The sequence below is a fragment of the Candidatus Zixiibacteriota bacterium genome (assembly GCA_040752815.1).
Lineage (GTDB): Bacteria > Zixibacteria > MSB-5A5 > GN15 > FEB-12 > JAGGTI01.
On sequence record JBFMGC010000007.1, the window covers coordinates 1 to 24677 of the forward strand.

At 57.7% G+C, this 24677-nt stretch carries 21 protein-coding genes; 18 read left to right on the forward strand and 3 right to left on the reverse strand.

All coding sequences use genetic code 11. The features are described from left to right. Nucleotides 1-469: 469 nt before the first annotated feature. Genes AB1772_03165 through AB1772_03175 form a run of 3 tightly spaced genes read right to left on the reverse strand, consistent with a single transcriptional unit; the run spans nucleotide 470 to nucleotide 4244 of the window. A complete protein-coding gene (locus AB1772_03165; GenBank protein MEW5795339.1) occupies nucleotides 470-1591 on the reverse strand; it encodes a hypothetical protein in 1122 nt (373 codons plus the stop codon). Nucleotides 1592-1606: 15 nt separating this feature from the next. Beyond that, nucleotides 1607-2371, reverse strand: a complete 765-nt coding sequence (locus tag AB1772_03170; GenBank protein MEW5795340.1) for a hypothetical protein — start codon at nucleotides 2369-2371, stop codon at nucleotides 1607-1609. Between the two features lie 10 nt (nucleotides 2372-2381). After that, a complete protein-coding gene (locus AB1772_03175; protein ID MEW5795341.1) occupies nucleotides 2382-4244 on the reverse strand; it encodes a glutamate mutase L in 1863 nt (620 codons plus the stop codon). Nucleotides 4245-4649: 405 nt separating this feature from the next. Between AB1772_03175 and AB1772_03180 the strand changes: the two genes are divergently transcribed. From AB1772_03180 to AB1772_03265, 18 genes are all read left to right on the forward strand, one after another. Further along, nucleotides 4650-5903, forward strand: a complete 1254-nt coding sequence (locus AB1772_03180) for a DUF6754 domain-containing protein (protein ID MEW5795342.1) — start codon at nucleotides 4650-4652, stop codon at nucleotides 5901-5903. Between the two features lie 2 nt (nucleotides 5904-5905). Next, nucleotides 5906-6556: a hypothetical protein gene (locus AB1772_03185; GenBank protein ID MEW5795343.1), complete on the forward strand. Its 651-nt coding sequence runs from the start codon at nucleotides 5906-5908 to the stop codon at nucleotides 6554-6556. Nucleotides 6557-6559: 3 nt separating this feature from the next. Continuing rightward, nucleotides 6560-7585 carry a hypothetical protein gene (locus tag AB1772_03190; GenBank protein MEW5795344.1) on the forward strand — a complete coding sequence of 342 codons (1026 nt, stop codon included), beginning with the start codon at nucleotides 6560-6562 and terminating at the stop codon, nucleotides 7583-7585. 4 nt (nucleotides 7586-7589) lie between these two features. After that, nucleotides 7590-8213, forward strand: a complete 624-nt coding sequence (locus AB1772_03195) for a hypothetical protein (protein ID MEW5795345.1) — start codon at nucleotides 7590-7592, stop codon at nucleotides 8211-8213. Then, nucleotides 8213-9478 carry a fibronectin type III domain-containing protein gene (locus AB1772_03200; GenBank protein MEW5795346.1) on the forward strand — a complete coding sequence of 422 codons (1266 nt, stop codon included), beginning with the start codon at nucleotides 8213-8215 and terminating at the stop codon, nucleotides 9476-9478. The genes AB1772_03195 and AB1772_03200 overlap by 1 nt, the downstream gene beginning before the upstream one ends. 3 nt (nucleotides 9479-9481) lie before the next feature. Then, the gene (locus AB1772_03205) at nucleotides 9482-10159 is read left to right on the forward strand and encodes a hypothetical protein (protein ID MEW5795347.1); all 678 of its coding nucleotides are present in this window, start codon (nucleotides 9482-9484) and stop codon (nucleotides 10157-10159) included. Further along, a complete protein-coding gene (locus tag AB1772_03210; GenBank protein ID MEW5795348.1) occupies nucleotides 10125-11069 on the forward strand; it encodes a hypothetical protein in 945 nt (314 codons plus the stop codon). Before AB1772_03205 ends, AB1772_03210 begins: the two co-directional genes overlap by 35 nt. After that, nucleotides 11066-11902, forward strand: coding sequence for a hypothetical protein (locus AB1772_03215; protein MEW5795349.1), 837 nt, complete (start codon nucleotides 11066-11068; stop codon nucleotides 11900-11902). Before AB1772_03210 ends, AB1772_03215 begins: the two co-directional genes overlap by 4 nt. Before the next feature lie 25 nt (nucleotides 11903-11927). Next, a complete protein-coding gene (locus tag AB1772_03220) occupies nucleotides 11928-13487 on the forward strand; it encodes a DUF6754 domain-containing protein (GenBank protein MEW5795350.1) in 1560 nt (519 codons plus the stop codon). A 12-nt stretch (nucleotides 13488-13499) separates the two neighbouring features. Continuing rightward, nucleotides 13500-14315 (forward strand): hypothetical protein, encoded by an 816-nt coding sequence (locus tag AB1772_03225; GenBank protein ID MEW5795351.1) that lies wholly within the window; start codon nucleotides 13500-13502, stop codon nucleotides 14313-14315. Between the two features lie 11 nt (nucleotides 14316-14326). Beyond that, nucleotides 14327-15214 (forward strand): hypothetical protein, encoded by an 888-nt coding sequence (locus AB1772_03230; protein ID MEW5795352.1) that lies wholly within the window; start codon nucleotides 14327-14329, stop codon nucleotides 15212-15214. 4 nt (nucleotides 15215-15218) lie between these two features. Then, on the forward strand, nucleotides 15219-16055 hold the full coding sequence (locus tag AB1772_03235; protein ID MEW5795353.1) for a hypothetical protein: 837 nt from the start codon (nucleotides 15219-15221) through the stop codon (nucleotides 16053-16055). A gap of 559 nt (nucleotides 16056-16614) precedes the next feature. Beyond that, nucleotides 16615-16962: a hypothetical protein gene (locus AB1772_03240; GenBank protein ID MEW5795354.1), complete on the forward strand. Its 348-nt coding sequence runs from the start codon at nucleotides 16615-16617 to the stop codon at nucleotides 16960-16962. 147 nt (nucleotides 16963-17109) lie between these two features. Continuing rightward, entirely contained in the window at nucleotides 17110-19938 is a 2829-nt protein-coding gene (ppdK, locus tag AB1772_03245) for a pyruvate, phosphate dikinase (GenBank protein MEW5795355.1), read from the forward strand. Beyond that, nucleotides 19935-22061: an acetate--CoA ligase family protein gene (locus AB1772_03250; GenBank protein ID MEW5795356.1), complete on the forward strand. Its 2127-nt coding sequence runs from the start codon at nucleotides 19935-19937 to the stop codon at nucleotides 22059-22061. Before ppdK ends, AB1772_03250 begins: the two co-directional genes overlap by 4 nt. 70 nt (nucleotides 22062-22131) lie before the next feature. Continuing rightward, entirely contained in the window at nucleotides 22132-22644 is a 513-nt protein-coding gene (locus tag AB1772_03255; protein ID MEW5795357.1) for a hypothetical protein, read from the forward strand. Then, nucleotides 22641-24086: a glutamate--tRNA ligase gene (gene gltX, locus AB1772_03260; GenBank protein ID MEW5795358.1), complete on the forward strand. Its 1446-nt coding sequence runs from the start codon at nucleotides 22641-22643 to the stop codon at nucleotides 24084-24086. Before AB1772_03255 ends, gltX begins: the two co-directional genes overlap by 4 nt. Nucleotides 24087-24107: 21 nt before the next feature. Next, complete coding sequence (locus AB1772_03265; protein MEW5795359.1) at nucleotides 24108-24593, forward strand: redoxin domain-containing protein; 486 nt, start codon at nucleotides 24108-24110, stop codon at nucleotides 24591-24593. Nucleotides 24594-24677 lie beyond the last annotated feature (84 nt).

A 24677-nucleotide genomic window follows, 5' to 3' on the forward strand; every position in this document is an offset into this window, starting at 1 on the left:
GCCCTCATCTGCCGGCGGAAGGCAGCTCTTGTAGGTCGAAACCTATACCCGCGTGCCGTATGCGCGCGGTGCGGTTTCGACATCTGCGTACCACCGGTACCCCACCCAACGGGTGGGTTCTTCATTCCCCGCAGTCAAACCGCACTTTTCGTGCTGTCGGGCGACTCTGCCCGACAGACGTTCCTGCGAGGGGCATCTCGATCCCACCCAAAGGGTGGGCACCGAGGACATCTTCATGCGAGAATTATCTCCCTCCCACCGCAAGCGGTGGGGCACCCGAGGTTATCTTCATGGGAGAATCATCTCCATCCCACCCACAAGCGGGTGGGCTACCTGGATTCGTGTAGCGTGGGGGACGTGGTGAACGAGGACGTCCACCACGCACAGGTCACGGTCTTCGATCGGCAGGGTTCCATCCCTGCCGCGTCGTCCGGCGGCAGGCACGGAGGCTTGCTGTTCAGGATAAGCGTCAGCCCTCGATCATCTCCACATTGGCGCGCGGAATGATCGCCTCCTCGCCGCTTTCAAACCTAACCCCGAGTATTCTCGCTTTGGATTCCGATTCGAGTTTGTGCAGCGGCGAAGGCAGATCGACTACCATGCCGAGCCGTCCAAAATGAGGGTGGCGAATAACTCTGATAGGGGAACCAACCGACAGTCCCGCTACGTCCTGATCCACGGCGTCGGTGCGGATGGCTGCCTTTGGTGTCGGTATGACAACCTCAGGCCGGATTACTCCGGCGCGAATCTGCGTGGCGCCGTTAATACAGGCCACCTCGCCCTCGTGGCGCCTGAGCAGTTCAAACGTCTTTGCGGCCATGTTGATCTGGCCGAAGCCTTCGGTCACGACCAAAGTCGTCGCCGTATCTTCCGAACCAGTGATCGCGACTCCGATATCATAACCCAGGAAGTCGCGGAGATCTTTGTCATCGAACCCGCCAACCACAATTCCCCGCACGTTAAGTTGAATCGCCTTGCGCAGCGCCGCCGCGGTCACAAGTGAGCCGCCGACTATGACCTTGCCGGTCATTGAATCGTTTATCAGATCCTGGTCGAGGACGACAGTGGGGTCCGTTACGGCAACGTGGATGGGGCCGTTCTTCTCGCCCCCGATTCCGAAAATCCCCTGTACGAAACTGGCCATGCACTGGACCTCGACACCCTCTCTCGGATATACTTGCGTGATCTGTCCGTGCACGTACGCTTTCACCTCGACCGGGCTGGGCAGGCCGCGTTGGAGCACCTGGCCGGTGATCGAGGAAATCGACTCTATGCTGCCGTCGATTGTGGCATGGCATGGGTTCTTGAAGATAAACAGTGTTTTCGAGAGCGCGATCAACTCGCCGCTCTTGATCGGATCGCCCACTTTCTTAAGCATCACCATCTCGATATCTTCCGGCGGGATGCCGAGCTTGTTGGCGACATTTATAGGCACCACATTGCCGGGTAGCTCGGTGCGGGCCACGACATCGTCGGGGCCGACTTTGTCGCCCACCTTGACGAGCACGTCGCCCTTCAGCGGCAGGATGCGCTGTTTCTTTACCAGCAGTTCTTCTTTGACTTTGAGTCCGGGAGTATATGCGTGGCCCATGAATGACTCTCTGATTTACAATTTTCGCTGTGCCTTCTTTTTTCTCAGGCGGACGATCACTATCACAAAGATTATGAACAGCGGGCCGCCGAAATACAGCCCGTAGTTGCGCGCCTTCTTTCCGTCGGTTCCGATATCAGCTACTTTGACTGGTTCGGCCGATACCGCGGGTGGTGTCTCACCTATCGACAATGACATTACCATATGACGCAAAATCGGGAGGCCGCCCGCGTATTCCGCCGACGGCGCGTAGAAATAGAAATTGGCGATACCATGTTCGTAGAACTTCATCGCCAGGAGATTGGTCCGGGGGCCGGAGCGATCGCCCGGCACCTCCGACTCAATAGAGACACGTCCGCCCTCACGATCAAACACGATCGAGTCGCGGCAGGGAGCCGCCAGGAAGGCGTCCGGCGTGACCTCTTTGATCGGTCGCCGGAACTCCCTGGTCAGCGTGTTTACAACAGAATCGATCTGTTCCGGCAAGAGTTGCCCGACCGTGTCAACAGTAAGAATCAGATACAAACCCTGAAAGAGAGCGTAGGTTTTCGTTTCCGAAAAGACCGCCTCGAAATCGACCTCTTTCTCCGGGTCTCCTCGGGTCAGGTAAACCTCGGCAGTCGTGTAATCGACCTGGATCCAGGACTCCGGATAAACGAAATGGAATTTCCCGTTGTAACTGACAAACGTCCCCGCACCTGCCGGAACATACGACCCCACAACTGCGAGGATGGTGCAGCCTATCACCAGAACAATGCGAACCGGATTCATCGTGAACATTTCTCAAATCCTAAAGTGACTTTTCCAGCGCTTCTGCCGGGTATATATCCAGGTCGGTCATCCACTTCTTGAGGAAGGCGACCCGGTCCTTATCCGCCAGCGACGAAAGATCGAACGGTCGCCCTCTGCCGTCCAGAATGATCCCCACCACGCCGCCGTGGAGGTCGCGCTCGACCTTGTTGCCCGGACCGGCGCCAATATCGAACCCACGCTCCGGCTCCAGCACGGCGCGCGCAGTTTGCGGAAGGCCGTTCTCCTGAAGGCCCAGCCTGAACAGCTTCATCTCGAGATAATCGAGCGTGCCGCTGACCGCGCCGTCGGGCAGGGCGATGTGATATTTCAGGATCGGGCCCGGTTTCTTGGCGACACCCACCGGCGCCACACAAGTACCCAGATGGATAAGGCAGTCCTTTTCGAAAACTTCGGTGGCGGCGCGCGGCTGAACTTCCGTGAGCACGCCCAGCTGCGGCATCATGAAGATCGAATCGACCGCCAGCCGCGTAACGCCCTCGGGCAGGAACGCGTCAATCAGCATCAGTCCGGCCTGCTGGCGGCGCGGCGCGTGCGAGAGCACCCCCCCCGACCCGATCAGCATGTCGAGAGTCATCATGTTCACGATAGTCTGTCCGGATGTGGACTGCTCAAACGCATCGGCGATCGTACGCTGCTGCTGCACGCCTTTCAGAACGGTCGCGAAATTCTTGTGCTGGATGAACGCCAGCCGCAGGGCCTCTTTGGCAATCGCCTGCTCGAAAATCAGCTCCTGCATCGATTGTGGGATGGTCGTGGGGCGGATCATCTTGTTCTTGACCCGGTTGCGCAGGTCGCGCTCGTTCATTTCGAACGGCACCCAACGCATGACCATCGGCAAAGTCGCCTCCGCGAACACATTTGAAATCGAGTAGGACATGCCCAGGTTGGCGGAGACTGTCCGGTTGAAAATGCCGGTCTTGCCGTCGGGGCGGAAAACCGAAAAGACGTCGGTCGTGGCGCCGCCAATATCGACTCCGACCGCCTCGATATTGTACTGGTCGGCTATCGTCTTGATAATCAGCCCGACCGCGCCGGGTGTGGGCATGATAGGGGCATCAGTCCACTCCATCAATTTGCGGTAGCCCGGAGCTTGCGCCATAACATGCTCCATGAAGAGCTCATGGATTTCCTCGCGAGCGGGGCCGAGGTTTTCCGTTTCCAGTACCGGACGCAGATTCGCAACTGTACGAAGGTCCACCTTGCTTGAGAGCGTCTTTTGTACCGCATCGGTGGCGTCTCTATTGCCTGCATAAATGATAGGCAGCTTATAACCGGTACCAAGACGCGGTCTCGGATCGGCGGCGGAGACCAGCTCTGCAATCTCAACCACATGGGTGGTTGTGCCACCGTCGATCCCGCCCGAAAGCAGGATCATATCCGGGCGCAAGTGCCGGATGCGTTCGATCTGCTGGTGGGGGAGACGCTTGTCGTTGGAGGCGATTACGTCCATGACAATCGCGCCCGCGCCAAGCGCCGCACGCTCGGCCGATTCGGCGGTCATGGACCGCACCACTCCGGCGACCATCATTTGAAGTCCGCCGCCGGCCGACGATGTCGATATGTAGACGTCGGTGCCGACCCCACCCTGGGCCGGAGAAATAAACCGGTTGTTCTCGTCCAGCAGTTTCCGGCCGGACAACTCCTCGAGCTCGGCCACCGCATTCAGAACGCCCATAGTGACATCCTCGAAAGGGGCCTCGACCGTCGTGGGCGCTTCCCCCCGCGAAAGGAGGCGGTACTCGCCGTTCACATATTCTATCAGAATCGCCTTGGTGGTGGTGGAGCCGCAGTCGGTGGCGACGATTACCTTGATATCATCGGGGTTTTCGAATCTGGCCATCTTCTACTCAAAAACTCTTTCCGCATTTCGGCGTTTCCAGTGCGACATCTCCCATGCGGGTAGCATTGTTGCCCAGGCCACTGGAGGGCGCCTGTCAAGTCAAGTCGACTACTATACAACCCGGTCTCCTGGTTGTAAAGGTCGATTTTGGTTTCGGAATCGCACTGGCGCCCAGTTACTCAACTGGCTCACCGTTCCTTTTCGCTTGACTTGGCTTATTGGCCCGGATAGATTGCCGCCTTTGAAGTTCCGCAGCCTTGCCCAGACCCTCCCGAACGAACCGGGCCGCCGCGGCTGCAAGGCAGTGTTTGACAAGCGCGGGGTTCGTTCGTCGTGCTTCTGTAAGCCCGGCACCAAAAAACTTAGCAGACCGTGGGCTGAAGAAAGAGATTGGATTTGCCAGGATTGACCGACCGTTACCGACCGCTCCTGACCCCGCCGGTAGCTCTCTTTCTCTTTGCCCTGGCCATATCGCCCGCAACTTTCGCCCAAAATCCGGAACCGAATCCGTCTGACTCCGCTCTGATCTCGGCGGTCGGCTCCTCGCTCATGACCGGGCCGCGTCCTGCCGTGATCCTGTCCGGCGGCGACCGCGACAACGATGACGGAGGCGAAATCCGCCTCACCTGGCAGCTTTCGCCCGATGACATCAAAGGCGGCATCGTTACCGGCTACAAAGTGCTCAAGGCCTCGGAGCCGGGCGGCCCGTTTGTAGAGGTCGGCGATATGGCGCCCGGCACAAGTCAGCTCGAGGGTGGGGAAACCGACGACGGTCGGCCGTATTACTTCAAAGTGATCACGCTGTCGATGGTTCCGTCGGGCAACGGTGCTCTGGTCGAGGTTTCGAGCGAATCAGAGATCTACGGTCCGATCGTCTCATCGGCGCAATGGTTCCACATGGGGCGGCTGAACGTCTTTGTCGGTAGTGTCCTGGTCGTCTTTCTCATTCTCTTTATGATCCGGAAGGCCAGATCCGGCCGCGAGCTCTACGTCCGCAAGATCGCCGGTCTGGATGCGGTCGACGAGGCCATCGGGCGCGCCACCGAGATGGGCAAGAAAGTCATCTATGTACCGGGGATCGACGACATGGACAACGTGATGACCATCGCGTCGATGATCATCCTCGGCTATGTTGCCGAGATGACCGCTACATATGATACCTATCTCGAGGTGCCGGTATCCAAGTCCATGGTGATGGTTACGGCAAAAGAAGTGGTCAAGGAGGCCTATACCAAAGTCGGGCGCGCCGACTCGTACAAGATGGACCAGGTGCATTATCTCACCGATGATCAATTTGGGTATGCGGCGGCAATCGACGGTATCGTGGTGCGTGAAAAGCCCGCGACCATGTTCTACATCGGTTCGTTCTTCGCTGAATCTCTCATTCTTGCTGAAATTGGAAACGCGGCCGGAGCTATTCAGATTGCCGGTACGGCTCAGCCGACCCAGTTGCCGTTCTTCGTGACCGCGTGTGACTATACGCTGCTCGGCGAGGAGATGTTCGCGGCCTCGGCGTATCTCTCGAAAGAGCCCAGACTGCTCGGTTCGCTTAAGGGACAGGATTACGTTAAGGCGGTAATCCTCGTCCTCGTGGTCATCGGCATTATACTCGAAACTTTCGGTGTCTGGGACTTCTCCCGACTCTTCACGGTGGTATAGCCATGCGCAGAACTGTCCCACTGTTGATTACCGGAATTGTAGGCGTCGTGTTTGTCGTCTCGTATTTCATTCCCCATAAGCCGTTCAGTAATCTCAATGACTGGTTTTCTGACTGGTTTTCGATCGTGGCCGCCTGTGCGATTGTGCTAGGCTCGCTTAATCTGATTCTGATTTCTTCGCAGAAAGTCGCCCGTCGCAAGGAAGACTGGGGCTACGCAGTAGTAATAATCGTTTGCTTTCTTATAACGGTGATCGCCGGGATCGCCGGCGGGCGCGGCTACCAGAACACCGGTACGGCGTTCGAGTGGTTGTACCGCTACCTGTACGTTTCGTTGTCTTCTACGATGTATGCGATTCTGGCGTTTTATGTAGCGTCGGCGTCGTATCGCGCCTTCCGGGCGCGGAATATCGAGGCCACCATGCTGCTGGTGGCGGCTTTTCTCGTCATGTTGGGGCGAGTGCCGATCGGCGATGTCATTACCCAGTTTCTGCCCGAGGGCGCCCGCATATCCGACTTTCAGCAGTGGATCATGGACTTTCCGCAGACCGCCGGACAGCGTGCTATCATGATCGGCATCGCGCTCGGCCTGACCTCGACCTCGCTGCGGGTGATTCTCGGTATCGAGCGTTCGCATCTCGGGGGAGGCGACTGAGCCATGTCGCGTCGGACCATTGAAATCGCGCTTGTGGTGGTCGGTCTCGCATTGTGCACGCTGGCTTACCTGGGGAAGAAGAACGTGCAGGGTTGGCACAGCGGTTTTGAGTTCTCCCCAACTACATCCCAGATCGTGATAGGATTAATCGGCCTGTCCCTGGTCTGGATCTTAGTTCGCACACTTCAGGACAAGGCGGTCGGCCGGCGAACGGTGTTTTTGTACGTGGGAATCGCTATTGCGCTTCCTCTATTCATGTCGATCGATCAGGATATCGTTATCTCGGAAAACACCCGCCATGTATATGAATCGCTCGGGGAACTGCCGCCCGGTTCTAAAGTGCTGGTATCATTCGATTACGATCCGGCCTCCTCGCCGGAGCTCCAGCCGATGGCCGAGGCGTTTCTGGCCGAGTGCTTCCGGCGCGATCTGAAAGTCATTATGGTCGCGCTTTGGGCCCCGGGCGCAATTCAGGCCAATATCGCTCTTGACACCGTTCGGGCGCGATTGGGATTGGACACTACCGAGCTCGTCTACGGCGAGGACTACTGCAATCTCGGATACCAGGCGGGACGGGAGTTTGTCATCCAGCGTATGGGCACCAGTTTCGAGGCCATGTTCGGCACCGATGTGCGTGGCACGCCGTATCGACAGATTCCGCTGGTCAGAAACGTCAGGAACTTCTCTGACATCAACTATGCCTTCAATATTTCCGCCGGTTTCCCCGGCACGGTGGAATGGGTACAGGTGGCAGTTAGCCGGTTCGGTTTGAAACTGGGCGCGGGCAACACGGCAGTACAGGCGCCACAAGTGTATCCCTATTTGCGGGCAGGACAACTGCAGGGGCTCCTGGCCGGTATCAACGGGGCGGCGGAATTCGAGAAGTTGATTGGCCTCAAGGCAGTCGCCACGACATACATGCTGGCTCAGACGTTTGCTCACTTGATTGTGATCGCATTCATCATAATCGGCAACATTGCCTATTTCCGAGGTGAGCGCGAAACGAAACTCCGCGGGAGGACACAGTAGGCGTATGGATCACCTCGGACTCTGGCTGGCGGGATTGCTGACACTAGGCATCTACTCGTTTCTCTACCGTGACAATCCCTGGTACAAAGTCAGCGAGGCGATATTCGTGGGCGTGTCAGCCGGCTACTGGGTGGTGTACGAGTACTGGCAGAATTTCGTGGGCAAATTCTGGGATCAGAAAGGGGATCAGCCCTGGCTCTGGATCGGCGCGGCGCTGGGCCTGATGATGCTCATGCGCCTGATACCAAAAATCGGATGGATCTCGCGCTGGCCGCTTTCGTTTATCATCGGCGCAACATCCGGTCTGTGGCTAATGCTCTACCTGACGACCAATTGTATCGCTCAGGTCGAGGCGACGATCTTCCCCCTTTTCGGCGCCGACTTTGACGCCTCCGCAATCGCCATCTTCAGCAACTTTGTGCTGGTCGCCGGGACGATCTGCGGTGTCGTCTACTTCTTCTTTTCCAAAGCGCACACTGGCGCTTTCGGCGCGACCGCGCGGGTGGGCATCTGGACGATTATGATTACGTTCGGGGCGATGTTCGCGCTGACCATCATGAACCGGATGTCGCTTCTGATCGGGCGCACGTCGTTCATCTTCGGCGAATGGCTGGGGTTACTCAGGTAATGATCGCCCGCCGCTCGACACCCGATTCGGGGACCTGCGGCTCACTCAGGATATCCACATTCTGTCTATTCCTGCTGCTCGGAGTGGCTGCACAATTGTCGGCCCAGGAGGGGGCTGTGGATACAACGACCAGATCGAATCCGCAGATCCCGCCCGCACCGGTGACTTCGCTTATCGCAGAGGATTTCAACTACGACGATGGCGAGAACATCATGCTCACCTGGGTGCCGTCGATTGATGACCAGCCCGCGATCGGTGGTGTAACCGGTTACCAGGTCTTCCAGATCAGGAATGATGGCGTTCCGGAGAAGCTGGCGGATCTCCTGCCCGGAGCCAACAGCTTCCGCGCACAGGACCTCCAAATTGACAGTACCTACCGGTTCTATGTTGTGGCATTGGCTGACGGGGTGTCGTCGGAGTCAATTCGCACCGCGCCGATACGCACTGAGCGGGAGTGGATCGACTGGAACCTGTGGAACCTGATGCTGATCACGCTGATAATCGGCGGCGCCATAATCGTTTTCATCGAGACCGCCAAGCGGGGGAAGAAGCTGTTTGTGCGGAAGATCGCCGGCCTGGAGGCGGTTGATGAGGCCATCGGCCGCGCCACCGAAATGGGTCGGCCGATTTTGTATATTCCCGGCATTCAGGACATGGACGACGTTCAGACGCTGGCGGCGCTGACCATCCTGGGACGGGTGGCCGAACATGTCGCTACCTATGACATAAAAATCCGAATGCCGGTTTCGCGTTCTCTGGTGATGACCGCAGCACGCGAAACTATCAAAGCCAGCTACCAAGCGGCCGGTCGACCCGACGCCTACAGCGAGGATATGGTGTCTTACGTGACCGACGAGCAATTCGGTTATGTGGCGGCGGTCAGCGGCATTATGGTGCGCGAGAAACCGGCTACCGTGTTTCTGCTTGGCGCGTTCATGGCGGAGTCACTGATACTTGCTGAAACCGGAAACTCGGTGGGGGCGATTCAAATCGCGGGTACGGCGCGCCCGGCGCAATTGCCTTTCTTTGTTGCCGCCTGCGATTTCACTTTGATTGGAGAAGAGCTGTTCGCCGCTTCCGCCTATCTCTCGGGCGAGCCCAGAGCGCTGGGTTCGCTCAAAGGACAAGACGTGGGCAAAGCGATAGCTATGGTTGCGGTGGTGCTTGGCATGGCGGCCGTAACTCTTTACAGCCTGACCGAGGGCGGCGCATTCAAATCGGTCGCCGACTGGCTGCATACTATGTTCACCATCGCATCGGACTAGACGATGAGACGCGAGATCCCGCTTGGCATAACGATATTCGTGGGCTTCCTGGCGATAGTCTCGTTCTTTAGTCCGCCGCTTGAAGCGCTGGGCGAGGACTTTACGCTCTTTTTCGACATAATTGCAGTGTTTGCGTTTTTCCTTGGTGGCGGCAACCTGGTGCGCATCCATGCCAACAAGCTGATCAAGAAGAAGCCTGATTGGATCTATTCGATTGTGGCGTTGCTGGGCTTCTTCGTCATGCTGGCCGCGGGGCTGTTTAAGATTGGCAATCCGGGGGATATATCCACGTCGGTTACCGCCCCCGGTTCGCTCTTCGCTATGCTTTACTACAATCTCAACCTGCCGCTCGGCTCCACCATGTATGCACTGCTGGCGTTCTATGTGGCCTCGGCGTCATATAGGGCGTTCCGCGCGAAGAATCGCGAGGCGACCGTCCTGCTTCTAGCCGCGTTTGTAATTCTCCTTGGGAGTACCCCGTTCGGGACGGTGCTTACTTCATGGATTCCCGACTCGTTCGATTTCCTGGAAATCCCTAACCTGGCCGTCTGGATCATGAGTTCCCCCAATCTCGCCGGGCAGCGGGCGATCCTGATCGGTATCGGCCTTGGTGTGGTGTCAATGTCACTGCGGCTGATTCTCGGTATTGAGCGTACCTACCTGGGAGAGGATCGTGGGTAATATCGGGGTCATAATCGTCTTATTGCTGATCGGCGGAGGACTGGTCTGGCTTTTCGTGCGGGCGCTGCGGGGCAAGGAAGTGGACCGCAGGGTGGTTTTCGCGTTCATCCTTATCTCGGTGGCCGCGCCGCTGCTGCTCACGATCACGTTTGAGATGAAGCCGACCCACATCGTGCAGGAGTTGTATGACAAGATCGACAATCTGCCTGCGGGGTCGAGGATATTGTTGTCGTTTGATTTCGATCCGCCGATGGCACCGGAAGTGCAGCCGATGGCCGACGTGGTTTCGCGGCACGTTCTGACCAGAGGACACAAGGCAGTTTTCATGACCCTGTGGGCCACCGGCCAGGCGCAGTTCAACATTACGCTTGAAGATGTCATTCGCAGGCAGTTCCCCAACGCTGTATACGGTGAGCATTACGTGGATCTCGGCTACAAGGCCGGAAATGAGGGTGTGCTGAATGTCATCCGCACTGACTTCAAAAAGATGTTTCCGACTGATGTCAACACCGTCCCCTGGGACAGCCTGCCCATACTCGAGGGCATACGATCGTGCTCTGACTTCGACTTGATTATCTCTCTGGGAGGAGGCAAACCCGGAGTTAAAGAGTGGGTGCTTTTTGTCGGCGACCCGACCGGCGTGCCTGTCGCCGGCGGCGTAGCGGCCGTCGTGGCGCCCATGCTCTACCCGTACTTTCCGAGCCAGATGTGCGGACTCCTGGGCGGAATCAAAGGCGCGGCCGAGTACGAGAATTACTTTCGCGATAATCACCCTGACCATACCGATATGGAAACACCGGCGATGATCATGATGGGGCCGCAGACTGTCGCCCACGTGGTTATCCTGGCGTTTATCGTCATCGGCAACGTGCTGTTCTTCGTCAATCGCCGCAAAGAGGTGAAGCGATGAGCCGGCTGGCGGTGGTTGTGTTCGTGATTGTCTGCGCCGCTTTTGCACTGAGCTGGGTGCTTCGAGCGGGCGCCACCGAGGGCGACCACGCCGTGCGCGACGCATTCCTGGTAACGCTGTCAGCCTTTATGACGCTGGCGATCATGTCGTTTATGTACCGCGACAATCCCTACTACAAATTCGCGGAGCACCTGTTTGTCGGAATTTCCGCGGCCTACTGGATGTGTGTCGGGTTTTGGTCTACAATTGTCGGCAACCTGGTGCCGCGCATTTCGGAGGGCCTGTCTGATTTCTTCAAGGTGCCGTATTCGGGAGGCGGGCTCGATTTCGATCTGTTCTTCCTGCCTTACCGAGTCTTCTACCTGATACCGATTATCCTGGGCATACTCCTTCTGATGCGCCTCATTCCGAAAACGGGCTGGATTTCGCGCTGGCCGCTGGCGTTTATCGTCGGCACATTCGCGGGGCTCAATCTAATTCGCTACCTTCAGTCCGACTTCATTATTCAGATCTCCGCAACGTTCGTGCCGCTGTTTGTCGAGTGGCAGGGCTTCGGAGATTTCGTCAGTCGGCTGTCGTTGGCGGCGGACGGACAGTTCATTGCCATGCTCAGCAATCTCGTGATTTTTCTTGGCGTTTTCTGTGGCCTGGTGTATTTCTTCTTTTCCAAGGAACATACCGGCTGGTTCGGAGGCGCGTCGCGGCTCGGCATCTGGATTCTGATGATCACCTTCGGCGCATCCTTCGGCTATACCGTAATGGGACGAATTTCACTTCTGGTCGGGCGGCTGACGTTCCTGTTTCGTGACTGGTTAGGAATCATAAGTTCATAATAGTTCATTGGTGAAAGGTCGCCATGTGAGACACAAACTGAAACTTGCTGTCGTCCTGATGCTGGGCATCAGTGGTGCAGCGGCAGCGCAGGGCGATACGGTTACGCCGGATACTTCCGCGGCCGCGGTGTCGATCTCGCCGCCGGGGCCGGTTTCGAACCTCCGCGCTGCGGACGCTAAGAACGATCACGGCCACGCCATATCGTTGACCTGGGACAAGTCGCCCGATGATGGCGCCGGGCGGAACTCCGTCATAGCCTATGAGATATTCCGCTGGTTTCCCCACCAGATGAACGAGGCCGACTCGCTTCGTCGGGAGCTATCCACGGCTCGAGAGGCTATCAGGGCTTTCCGCTCCGACCTGCCGCGTGCGGAGCACGCCCTTATCGAGTTGAAGGAAGACCAGACCAGGTTGAGGACGATCCGCTTCAGTGTAGCTCGCCCCGATGATCCGACATTCCAGTTGACAGTCGATTTCGCCATGCGCGCCCTTGAGGACACGATTGCTTACATGATCGAGCATGGCCCGGCTTTCAAGCGCAGCATCAAGCCCCTCCAGCGAGAGCTCGAGCAGGTGCTGGACCAGCTTCCCCAGGCGCACGCGCAGTACCCGGAAGGCGGGGAGTGGCGGTCGCTCGGCAAGGCGATAGCGGGAAGTGTCTCCTATGACAACACCGGCTCCAAGGAGGCAACTCAGTCGGATTTCTTTCCGGACCACACCGACCTGTACTACCGGGTGGAGGCGGTTACCGCCGACGAAACCATCAGGTCGGTAGCCGTCACAGCCGGTCCGGTTCAGAGCCATGGCCAGTGGTTTCACACCGGCAAGATCCCGGTGTTCGGATTCATCATGGTGTTCTTTGTTTTGACCGTTGTCTTCGTGCACTTTGCCAGGCGGGGAGCGGCGCTCTATGTCCGGCCTCTGTCCGGGATTGAAGCCGTGGACGACGCCATCGGCCGCGCCACGGAGATGGGCCGCCCGATTCTGTATGTCCTCGGTCTGGGCACCGCGACCGAGGTTTCGACAATAGCTTCGTTCTCCGTCCTGGGCCGCGTGGCCAAGCGGGTGGCTGAGTACCAGACGCCGATTATCGTGCCGTGCTACGACGCGATCGTTATGGCAGTAGCCCAGGAAGTGGTCAAGTCGTCGTATCTCGACGCCGGTCGCCCCGATGACTACAAAGAAGACTCGGTCTTCTTCGTAACCAATTATCAGTTTGCCTACGTTGCGGCGGTCAACGGTATCATGCTTCGCGAACGCCCGGCCACCAACGTCTATATGGGCAAGTTCTTCGCCGAGTCTCTGATACTCGCCGAAACCGGCACGCTGGCCGGTTCCATTCAGATCGCAGGCACTGACGAAACCAACCAGATTCCGTTCTTCATCGTATCATGCGACTTTACGCTGATCGGCGAAGAACTCTACGCGGCGTCGGCGTATCTCAGCCGCGAACCGATTCTGCTCGGTTCACTCAAGGCCCAGGACTGGGCCAAGCTGGCGGTGATGGTGATTGCCCTGATTGGCATGATTTGCACCACCCTGGGCTATCCGGAATTCGCGCAACTCTTCCACGTGGCAGGGTAGGAGGTAACAAAGATGAAACAACAGATGCCGCGACTTATCGTACTGGTGTTCGGCGCATTCCTGCTCTTTCAGTTCTTCGTTCCCCACGAATCCTCGGAGCGCGCCTACGAGTTCCTGCTCGACTGGATTCTCATCATCGGCGTTTTCGCCCTCGCCGTAGGAATATGGTCGCTCTTCCACGTGCATGTCGACAAGATCAGAACCCGCAAGGTCGGCTGGAAATACTCCTATGTCACTCTGGTCGGCTTTGTCAGCATGATCATGTTCGGCTTGACGGCTCAGAACGGCCAGGAGTGGGGCTGGTTCTTCCCGTTTCTGGTGTCGGTAATTCTGACGGTCCTGATGGTGGTGCAGGCTCTGTCTTCAAAAGGGCGCGCTCCGACCTATCTGGGCCTGGCCGGACTATTCACGCTGGTCGCAATTCTGATCGCCAACTTTGATAACGATTGGAGCTTCTATTTCCAGACCGCCGTGCCGCTGCGGGCATACCTGTTTCGAAGTACATTCGATAATGTGCTGGTCTCGCTGCACGCTACCATGTTCTCGCTGCTTGCGTTCTTTATAGCCTCGGCGGCCTATCGCGCGTTCCGGGCGCGCAACGTGATGGCCACGCTGCTTTTGCTGGCGGCGTTGATTGTCATGTCGCGCTTTAATCCGTACCTGGCGCCTGTTTTCGGCGAGTACGTGGCCAAGCTGTCCAACTGGCTGATGAATGTCCCCAACATGGCCGCCCAGCGGGCGATCATAATGGGAGTCGGACTGGGAATGGTGGCGACCGCGCTCAAAGTGATTCTTGGCATCGAACGCAACTATATGGGCAGAGGGTAGGGAGATCAATCATGAACATATTTGATCGTCTGATGTTGATCGACCGCCGCTGGGTCTTCCTCTTCCTGGTAATCGTCTCGGTATTTGCCTACGTGGCGGATTTCCAGGTGCCCATCATGGTAGAGCCGGAAGTGCGCAATATCTACAGGTTCATTGATACGCTGCCCATAGGTTCGGTGGTCTTTCTTCCCCTGGATTATGATCCCGGCTCCATGGCCGAGCTGCATCCGATGACCTTCGCTATTGTAGAGCAATGCTGGCGCAAGGAGCTCAAGGTGCTGATTACGGCGCTGTCCCAGAACGGTCCGGGGATGGCCGACGAAGCCCTGCGTAAGCTCGTTGACTCCATGAAAGTGCCGAGGACCTACCACGGCATAACCTACCCGGCTCGCGAAATCGTCAACGGCGTAGATTACGTTTTTCTCGGATACAAGCCCTATCCGGCGATGGTGATACTCGGCATGGGACAGAACTTCCGGCTGCCGTTCCCGCTCGATTATTATGGTACGCCGCTGGATTCGCTACCGATGATGCGCGGGCTTTTCAATTATGATGATATTGCCTGCGCCATCAATATTTCAGGCACCAACGCTACGGACTTCTGGATTTCGTACGGCCAGGGGCGCTACGGTTTTCCGCTGGCGATCGGCGTAACCGGGGTATCCACCGCACAGTACTACCCCTACTACGGTTCCGGACAGCTTTTCGGAATCATGGGCGGAATGCTCGGAGCGGCGCAATATGAAGAGCTGGCCGACAATGCCGGCAATGCTAAAGGGGCCATGCGGGTGCAACTATCCGCGCACCTGGTGATAATCGCCTTTGTCATCATGGGCAATATCGGCTTTTTCGCCACTATGCGAAAACGCAAACGCGAAAAGATAGAAGGAAGGAGGTAGCGTCATGGATTTCACGACCTTTCTATGGACCACATTCGGGGCATTCCTGACGCTCTGCATTTTCTCGTTCCTTTACAAAGACAACCCCTTCTACAAGTTTGCCGAGCACTTATTCGTCGGGCTTTCAGCCGGCTATTTCGCCATGATCCTCTGGCACAACGGGCTGATTCCCAAGCTGATGTTCGAGCGTCTGGATGATGGTAACTGGTATTTCCTCTGGGTGGACTCCTCCAAGTGGTGGTATCTGGTTCCGGCGCTGCTGGGGATCCTGATGTGGACCCGCTTCTCCAAAAAATACCAGTGGGTGTCGCGCTGGCCGCTGGCCATGTACATCGGCATCGGCGCCGGTACCGCAATCCCCGCTGAGATGCGTGCCAGAGTCAATGAACAGCTTTCGGCGATGATGCGCGAAATCAACTGGTCGCATTTCTTCGGGACGGACGGTGTCAATCTTCTGGATACCGCCTCGGGGTTGTCCCAGTTGATTGTATTTGTCGGGGCGCTCTGCGCGCTAATCTACTTCTTCTTCTCGAAAGCGCACACCGGCGTGATCGGCGGCATGGCCAAGTTCGGAATCTGGATTCTAATGATAGGTTTTGGCGCGTCGTTCGGCTTCACGGTCATGGCGCGAATATCGCTGTTCATTAACCGAATGCAGTTTCTCGATCAGCAGTGGATCACCACGGCGCACAACACCGCGCAGACCCCCAACCCCAATTATCATTGGGGCTACCCGGCGCTGTTCTATTCCCTGTTGGTACTGGCGCTGGCGTACATCCTGTGGGAACTCATCTCGTTCCTGCGGCGCCGCGCGGGATCGGAGACTAAACAGGCCATGTAGACAACCACACCGCAGCTTGCGGCTGTTGCGCCAGGTTCGGCTCCGCGCCCGACTCGCTCCTCGGGTCAGGCCGGAAGAGGGCCTGGCGCCGCTTTTTCCAGTACGCAATGCGCCGACAGCGTTCTTTCGGGCGACCCTGCCCGATAGCTTCAGTCGTCCGTCTATGCAACGGCCCCAGGGGATTTGAGGTTTTTCTTCAGGCGCCGGAATTTCCCTTGACGAAAAACGAGGATCGTGCGTATAATAAGTCGGAACCAGGGGCTGCCTCCTCACTTTACAGCTGTGATTTTCAATGAGTTGGTGAAAATCTACCGTAGAGGACATTTTTGTCCGCCCGAACTTTCAGCGGGCCAAGGGGTTGAAATTTGTCAAGAATGACGTCAATCTTAACCCGTTACTGAACAGGCGGATACTCGAAAAAAAATCGGGCGACGCCGAAGATTTCACTTGACATACAGGCAAATCTTTCCTAAGGTGGCCCAGGTGGATCAAAAAGGCGCACGCGCCAAGGAAATGCTATAGGGTAGTAGAACTTACACAGGGAAAGTGAGGTGGCTCGATGGCTCGGACTAATGCCCAAGCCCCAGCCGGAAACACCAGGGAAGTTGCCGAGAAGAAGGAGGATCATGACAGGGCGAGAGCCAAACTGTCAACCGCGGAAGCCCGCCGCGAGTACCAGCGCCGTTACTACCAGATGCACAAGGAGAAGGCTAAGGAGTACCAGCGCCAGTACAACCTCACCCACAAGAAGAAGGCCCGGGTGGGGCGCGGAAAATCCAACATGTTGGCGTCGCGCGAGGTAGTCCGGTCGACGTTCAACACGGCCGACATTATGCACTCGCCGGTCGAGAAGACACTTAAAATTCTCGAGAAGATTATTCGCGGTGAGCGTATGTTTACCATGTAGTTAGGAGCAATCGCAGAGACATTGGGCGGCGTCTGGGAGCTTTGGCTCCGGCCGCCCTTTTTTATTGCGCGACGGTCGTCTCGACCTTTATATAGCTGGGCTAAATGATGATTATAGCATGAGTTACTGATGAATACCGAGGGCCAGATGACAGCACCTAAAATGACAGCGACTAAAGAGAAAACCAACCGAAAAACGAAATCCGAAAACGCCGCCAAAGAAAAAGGCGGGACCCCGGCCTCTGGCAAGAAATACTACTACTTCTTCGGTGGAGGAAAAGCCGAAGGGAACGCCCAGATGCGGGATACGCTCGGCGGCAAGGGAGCCGGTTTGGCCGAGATGACCAACGCCGGCATCCCGGTTCCGCCCGGATTTACCATTACTACCAATGTCTGCGGACTATTTTATGACCATGGCATGACCGTGCCCAAAGAGGTCGACGCCGAGATGAAGGCGTATCTGGCAAAGGTCGAGGCGTCTACCGGCAAGAAATTCGGGGACCCGTCCAATCCGCTCCTCGTATCGGTGCGCTCCGGCGCGAAATTCTCAATGCCAGGCATGATGGATACAATCCTGAATCTCGGCTTGAACGAGGAAACGGTCGAGGGCCTGGCGCGCAAGACCGGCAACGAGCGCTTCGCCCTGGACAACTACCGCCGCTTCATCCAGATGTTCGGCCACGTGGTGCTCGGAATCGACAAAGACCTGTTCGAAGAGGTTATCGAGAAGAAAAAGAAAGATAAGCGCATCCGCCAGGATAGCTCGCTCCAGCCGGCCGACCTGAGGGATATCATCAGAAAGTACAAGGCGATCGTGAAGCGCAAATCGGGTGAGTCGTTCCCTGATGATCCCCACAAGCAACTGCGCATGGCCCGGGATGCCGTCTTTCGCTCCTGGAATAACCCGCGGGCCATCACTTATCGCCGGCTGCACGGCATTCCGGCCAATCTCGGCACGGCGGTCAACGTGCAGGCGATGGTTTTCGGCAACATGGGAAAGGACTCCGGAACCGGAGTAGGTTTCACGCGTAACCCCGCGACCGGGGCGAAGGAATTCTACGGGGAGTTTTTGATCAACGCCCAAGGAGAGGATGTAGTCGCCGGGGTGCGCACCCCCCAGCCGATCGCCGAGCTCAAAAACGAGATGCCCAAGGTCTACAAGCAGCTCCGCGAGATCACCGACCGCCTCGAAAAGCATTATCGCGATATTCAGGACTTTGAGTTCACTATCGAAGACGGCACCCTGTACATGCTTCAGACCCGCACGGGGAAGCGGACCGCCCAGGCGGCGATCAAAGCGGCCGTGGACATGGTCAAGGAGAAGCTGATCACCAAGGAAGAGGCGCTGATGCGGATCGAGCCGAACCAGCTCGATCACCTGCTTCATCCGCGTCTCGACCCCAATGCCAAGTACGAAGTGATCGCCACCGGCCTGGCGGCGTCGCCGGGCGCCTGCTCCGGCCATGTCGTGTTCTCGGCCGAGGATGCAGTCCGGCTCGGCGCCAAGCAGGCGACTATTCTTGTGCGGCAGGAAACCAGCCCGGATGATATTGAGGGCATGAATGTCGCGGTTGGGATTCTCACCTCGCGGGGCGGGATGACCTCCCACGCTGCGGTCGTGGCTCGGGGCATGGGCAAGTGTTGTGTCAGCGGAGCAGAGGCGCTGCGGGTCAATGCCGCCAAGAAGGTCTTCCACGTCGGCCGTCTCACTATCAAAGAGGGTGAGGTTATCACGCTCAACGGTTCTACCGGAGAGGTCATCATTGGTAAGGTCGACACCATCGAACCGGAGCTCTCGGGCGAATTTGCCGAGCTGATGCAGTGGGCCGATGAAATTCGCACGTTGGGCGTGCGCGCCAACGCTGACATCCCGCGCGACGCTCGTCAGGCGGTCAAGTTCGGCGCCGAGGGGATTGGTCTGTGCCGCACCGAGCACATGTTTTTCGCGGAGGACCGCATCCCGGTCGTCCAGCAGATGATCCTTGCTGACAGTACCGAGGAACGCCAGGAGGCGCTCTCCCGACTGCTTCCGTTCCAGAAGAAGGATTTCAAGGGATTGTTCGAGGCGATGGAAGGTCTGCCGGTGACGATCCGCACGCTGGATCCGCCGCTGCATGAATTCCTTCCCAAACGCGAAGAAATCGAACAGAAGAAAGCGGCTCTTGACGACAAGGACGACGATTACGAAGAGAAGCTGGCGGCTCTGGAGAAGACGCTGCATCGAATCGATGAGCTGACCGAGCTGAATCCGATGCTGGGGCATCGGGGCTGCCGCCTGGGTATCGTCTTCCCGGAGATAACCGAGATGCAGGCGCGCGCGATTCTCGAGGCCGCTTGTGAACTTCAGAAGCAGAAGAAAAGGGTGTTGCCCGAGATCATGGTCCCGCTGGTGGGGCATGTCAACGAACTGAAGCACCAGAGGGAAACCATCGACCGGATCGCCCGCGAGGTGATGGCCCGCAAGCGCGTCAAGGACCTGACCTATATGGTGGGCACGATGATCGAAGTTCCGCGTGCGGCGCTGACTGCCGATCAGATCGCGCAGGAGGCCGATTTCTTCAGTTTCGGCACCAATGACCTGACCCAGATGACCATGGGCTTTTCGCGCGATGACGCCGGTCGGTTCCTCGGTCATTACGTTGAAAAAGGTATTTTGCCCAAGGACCCGTTTGTGTCTCTGGACACTGAAGGGGTCGGTCAGCTCGTCAAACTGGGCAAGGAAAAGGGGCGCGCCGTGAAGGCTGATTTGAAGGTCGGTATTTGCGGCGAGCATGGCGGCGACCCGGTGTCAATAGACTTCTGTCACCGCATCGGGCTCAACTATGTCTCCTGTTCGCCGTTCCGGGTGCCGATTGCCCGCCTGGCGGCGGCGCAGGCCACGATCAGGCAGCGGCTGGAAGAGGGCGCCGACAAGAAAGGTAAGCCGACCGGCGGCAAGAACGCCAAGATGGCGCCGCCTGACCTCGGTACTGCATGAGACACGAACTGGACGCCATTTTCAAGCCGCGGTCGGTAGCCATAATCGGGGCGACCCCCAAGAACGGCACGATCGGGCGCGAAACTCTCCGCAATGCGTTTTCGGCGGAGTTCCGGGGTAAGATCTTTCCGGTCAATCCGAACTACGAGGTCATCCACTCGGTCAAGTGCTATTCGACCATTCTGGATGTTCCCGACGCGGTTGACCTGGGGGTCATCATTGTTCCCAAACAGGGCGTAAAAGAAGTTGTCCGCCAGTGTGGGGAGAAAGGAGTCAAAGGGCTGGTCGTTATCTCGGCCGGTTTCTCGGAGGTCGGCCCCGAGGGCAAAGCGCGCGAGCTCGAGGTGCTCGAGGTCGTGCGCGACTACGGCATGCGCATGATCGGGCCCAATTGTTTCGGCGTGGTCAACGCTGATCCCAATGTCAACCTGAATGTCACTTTCGGCAAGACGTATCCCAAGCATGGCAATGTCGGTTTTATCACTCAGTCCGGGGCGATGGGCGAGGCAGTGATGAACCAGGCTGCGGAGCTGGGGATTGGCTTCTCCAAGATCGCATCGATCGGAAACAAGGCAGATATCTCCTCGAATGACATCCTGACCTATTTCCGCGATGACGAACAGACGCAGATCATCCTGCTCTATCTCGAGAACTTCGGTAACCCGCTCAACTTCACGCGTATTGCCACCGAGGTCTCGCGTATCAAGCCGATCGTGGCGGTGAAATCCGGCCGCACCAAGCTGGGCGCCAAGGCGGCGTCGTCGCACACCGGCGCACTGGCCGGACTCGATGTCGGTGTGGATGCCCTGTTCGAGCAGACCGGTATCATGCGCGTCGACACGACCGAAGAGCTGTTCGATGTTGCCGCGCTGCTCTCGCGCCAGCCGATTCCCAGGGGGAACCGGGTGGTTGTGGTTACCAATGCCGGCGGGCCCGGAATTCTCGCCACCGATACGCTGATCGCCAACGGTCTGGATATGCCCGACCTGGCGGCGGACACGATCAAAGAACTCAAAAAGTTTATCTCGGCGGATGCGTCGTACTCCAATCCGATGGACATGGTGGCCGGCGCCGGACCGAACGAGTATCTCAAAACTCTCAACGTAGTTAAGAAAGACAAGCGTTACGATACGATATTGACCATCTTCCTCGCCCCCGTAACGATCAACGAGATGGAAGTAGCCCACGCCATACATGAGGCCCTCAAGGATTCGGACAAGACGCTCATGGCTTGCCTCATGGGGGCGGGAGAACGCCGCTCGGGTATCGACTACCTCAACGCCAACGGTATCCCGACTTACATCTTCCCTGAAGCAGCCGCCAAGGCGCTGGCGACGGTCGACGGTTACCGTCAGTGGCTGGGTCGCCCGATCGGCAAACCGAAGGCGTTTAAGGTCGACAGTGAGCGGGTGCGGGAGATCCTCAATCGAAATCTCGGGGGCGGTAACACCGCGATCATCGGCGAGGACGCCATGGAGATTCTCAAAGCCTACGGCATTCAGGCGGCCGGGTACAAATATGCCTTCAGCCCGAAAGAAGCTGTGGTGGCAGCCAAACAACTCGGCTACCCGGTAGTGCTGAAGATCAACACTCCGCCAATCCTGCATAAGACCGAAGTCGGCGGCGTAATGGTGGACATTCGTTCCGATGCCGAAGTCAAAAAAGGTTTCGCCGAACTTCGTTCTCGCGTGGGCGAAATCAAGCGGGGCGAAAAGTTTTCCGTGGTCGTGCAACAAATGGTCACCGGTTCGGTCGAGACCGTGATCGGCATGACTACCGATCTGTCGTTCGGACCGCTGATCATGTTCGGCCTGGGCGGCATCTATGTCGAGGTCATGAAGGATGTCGCGTTCAGAATTAACCCGCTTACGCCCCAAAAAGTGCGCCGGATGATCAAATCGCTCAAGTCATATCCGCTGCTGACCGGTTTTCGGGGCGCGCCGCCAGTCGATCTTGACACAGTCGAGGAAACCCTGCTTCGCGTCTCACAACTAGTCCGGGATTTCGATTGTTTTTCTGAGATCGATATAAACCCGTTTATTGTGTCGGCCGAGCGACAGAAGTGCAAGGCGGTAGACGCCCGCTTTATCGTGCGCAATGGCGCTTCGATCGGACGGAGCTGATGCCGAAGTCGCAGTGTCCGGACGGTCGCGTGGACCCAGGGATAACCTATAGTGTGAGGAGCGAGGTCCGATGAGGTACGAGCTGAAGTCGATAGGTATATGGTCGTTTGTCCGGGTCTCGTTCTTCGTGCACCTGGGCTTCGGCTTTGTCATCGGCCTGTTTTATGCGGCCATGCTGATGATGGTATTCATGGCGGCGTCGACCGCCCCGCTCGACGAGTTCTCTGAGCTCCCGTTTGATATCCGCACGCTCGGCCCGATAATGATGATCATTCTGCCCTTCGTGTTTGCCGTCGGCGGGGCTGTGATGGGCACCCTGTTTGGGCTGGTCGCCGTGGGGTTTTACAATCTGGTTGGCCGCTGGATGGGCGGACTCGAGTTCGAGTTCAGGGAAGTCGGTTTAGTCGAGCTTGCGCGGGCTCTGCCGGGCGCGCCGGGCGTGGATAACAGGCCGGTGTTCGCGCCGCCGCCTCCGCCGCCGGCCGGCAGCACGTACACACCGCCTCCGCCATCGCAACCGGCGTGGAATCCACCGCCGCCGCCGACCAAACCTCCACCTGGAAACCCGCCGGGGAACCAATGAGCGACCAACCGGTCAGGGTGCGCATTGCCCCGTCGCCGACCGGCTATCTTCACGTAGGCACTGCGCGGTCGGCTCTGTTCAATTATCTCTTCGCGCGCCACACCGGCGGGAAGTTTCTGGTCCGTATCGAGGATACCGACAAGGAACGCTCCAAACCGGAATACCTGGAGCCGATTCTCGACGGCCTCCGATGGCTGCGGCTCAACTGGGATGAGGCGATTGTGTATCAATCCCAGCGCTCCGACTTGTATGCCGAGTATCTCAAACGCAGCCTGGACACCGGCGAGGTTTACTACTGTTTCTGCTCGCCGCAAGATCTTCAGACCGAGCGGGACAAGGCGATGGCTGAAAAGCGGGACCCCAAGTACAACCGAAAGTGCCTTGGCCTGACCAAGGCCGAAGTCGAGCGCCGTCTCCGCGCGGGGGAGAGACCGGCCGTGCGTGTTCGCATTCCTGACGGCTCGGTCGAATACGACGATCTGATCGCCGGGCACCTGAGCCGCAGCAGCGACGATATCGAGGATTTCGTTATCGCCCGTTCCGACGGCAGCGTAACTTACAACTTCGCCGTCGTAGTTGATGACCACGAGATGGGCATCAGCCATGTCATCCGAGGAAATGATCATATCACCAACACTTTCAAGCAGGTGGTTCTCTATCGCGCCCTGAAACTGCCTGAGCCGAAATTCTGCCACGTGCCGCTGATACTCCGCCCCGACAAACGCAAGGTCTCGAAGAGGCTCGGAGACAAGGACGTGGGCGAGTATCGCACGCTCGGCATTCTGCCGGAGGCGATGGTCAATTACCTCTCGCTGCTCGGCTGGTCACCAAAAACCGACAACGAAATCTACTCGATAACCGAATTAGCAGGTTTATTCGAATTGGAGAACCTGAACGCCTCCAATGCGGTCTTTGACGAGGAGAAGCTATTTGCCTTCAACCGGGCGCATATCCAGAGAAAGAGCGATCATGAGCTGGCGGTGATTGTTGCGCCGCTGCTTATAGAATCCGGACTCACCACCAGGTACTGGTTGGAGACGCGCTGGGAGTATCTGCGGCAAGTAATCAGCCTGCTCAAACCGAGGGTTCAATTCCTCCCGGATTTTGTCACGCTGGGGGGGTACTTCTTCAGTTTCACCGGCGAATACGAACCGGAGGCGGAGGCGAAAAATTTCAATTCGGAGAGCGCTAATCTGCTGGAGGCTCTCGCTGAGCGATTCGAATCATTGCCCGTTTTCACCCACGAGTCGACCGAGCAGGCGCTGAATCAGCTGGCCGAGGAGCAAGGTGTAGGGAAAGCGAAGATCATCCATCCGGCCCGACTGGCGGTATCAGGAATGTCGCGCGGGCCCGGGCTGTATGAGATGCTGGCAGCCCTGGGGCAGCCCATTGTTGTCGAAAGGCTGCGCAGAGCCGTAGATCATATGCGCGGCCGGGGCTAGGACACGAAAGCAGGTCGGATAATGAGTGCAGAGAGCAGAGAGGTTCCCAGAGTCGGCGACCCCGCGCCCGATTTCACACTCCGGACACACAACGAGGGCGATCTCAATCTCGCCTGGTATCAGGGCCGAAAGAACGTAATCCTGGCGTTCTACCCAGGCGACTGGACATCGGTCTGTTCGACTCAGATCCCCGGCTTCCGCCCCCTCATGGATTTTCTCGAAGATCATGAATGCCAATTGCTTGGCATCTCGGTCGATTCCATTGCCTCCCATCTTGCCTGGGCCAGATCGCTGGGCGGACTGCCGTTTCCGCTCATGTCCGATTACTATCCGCACGGGGCGGTCGCACAGAAATACGGCGTCCTGGCCGAGAAGGGGTACGCCGAGCGGGCTGTATTCCTGATCGACAAGCAGGGTATCATCCGGTATTTCGAGCAGGTGCCGCCGGCCAACATTCCCGATAACGGCAAGCTGCAAGCAGCGATCGAAGCCCTGACAACCGGCTAGTGGGTCGGGCACGTTTGGGGCCTGTTTGCGGTTTTACAGTCGAATCGGATGTCAGGGAACGGCACCGGCGCTTTGAAGATAAAG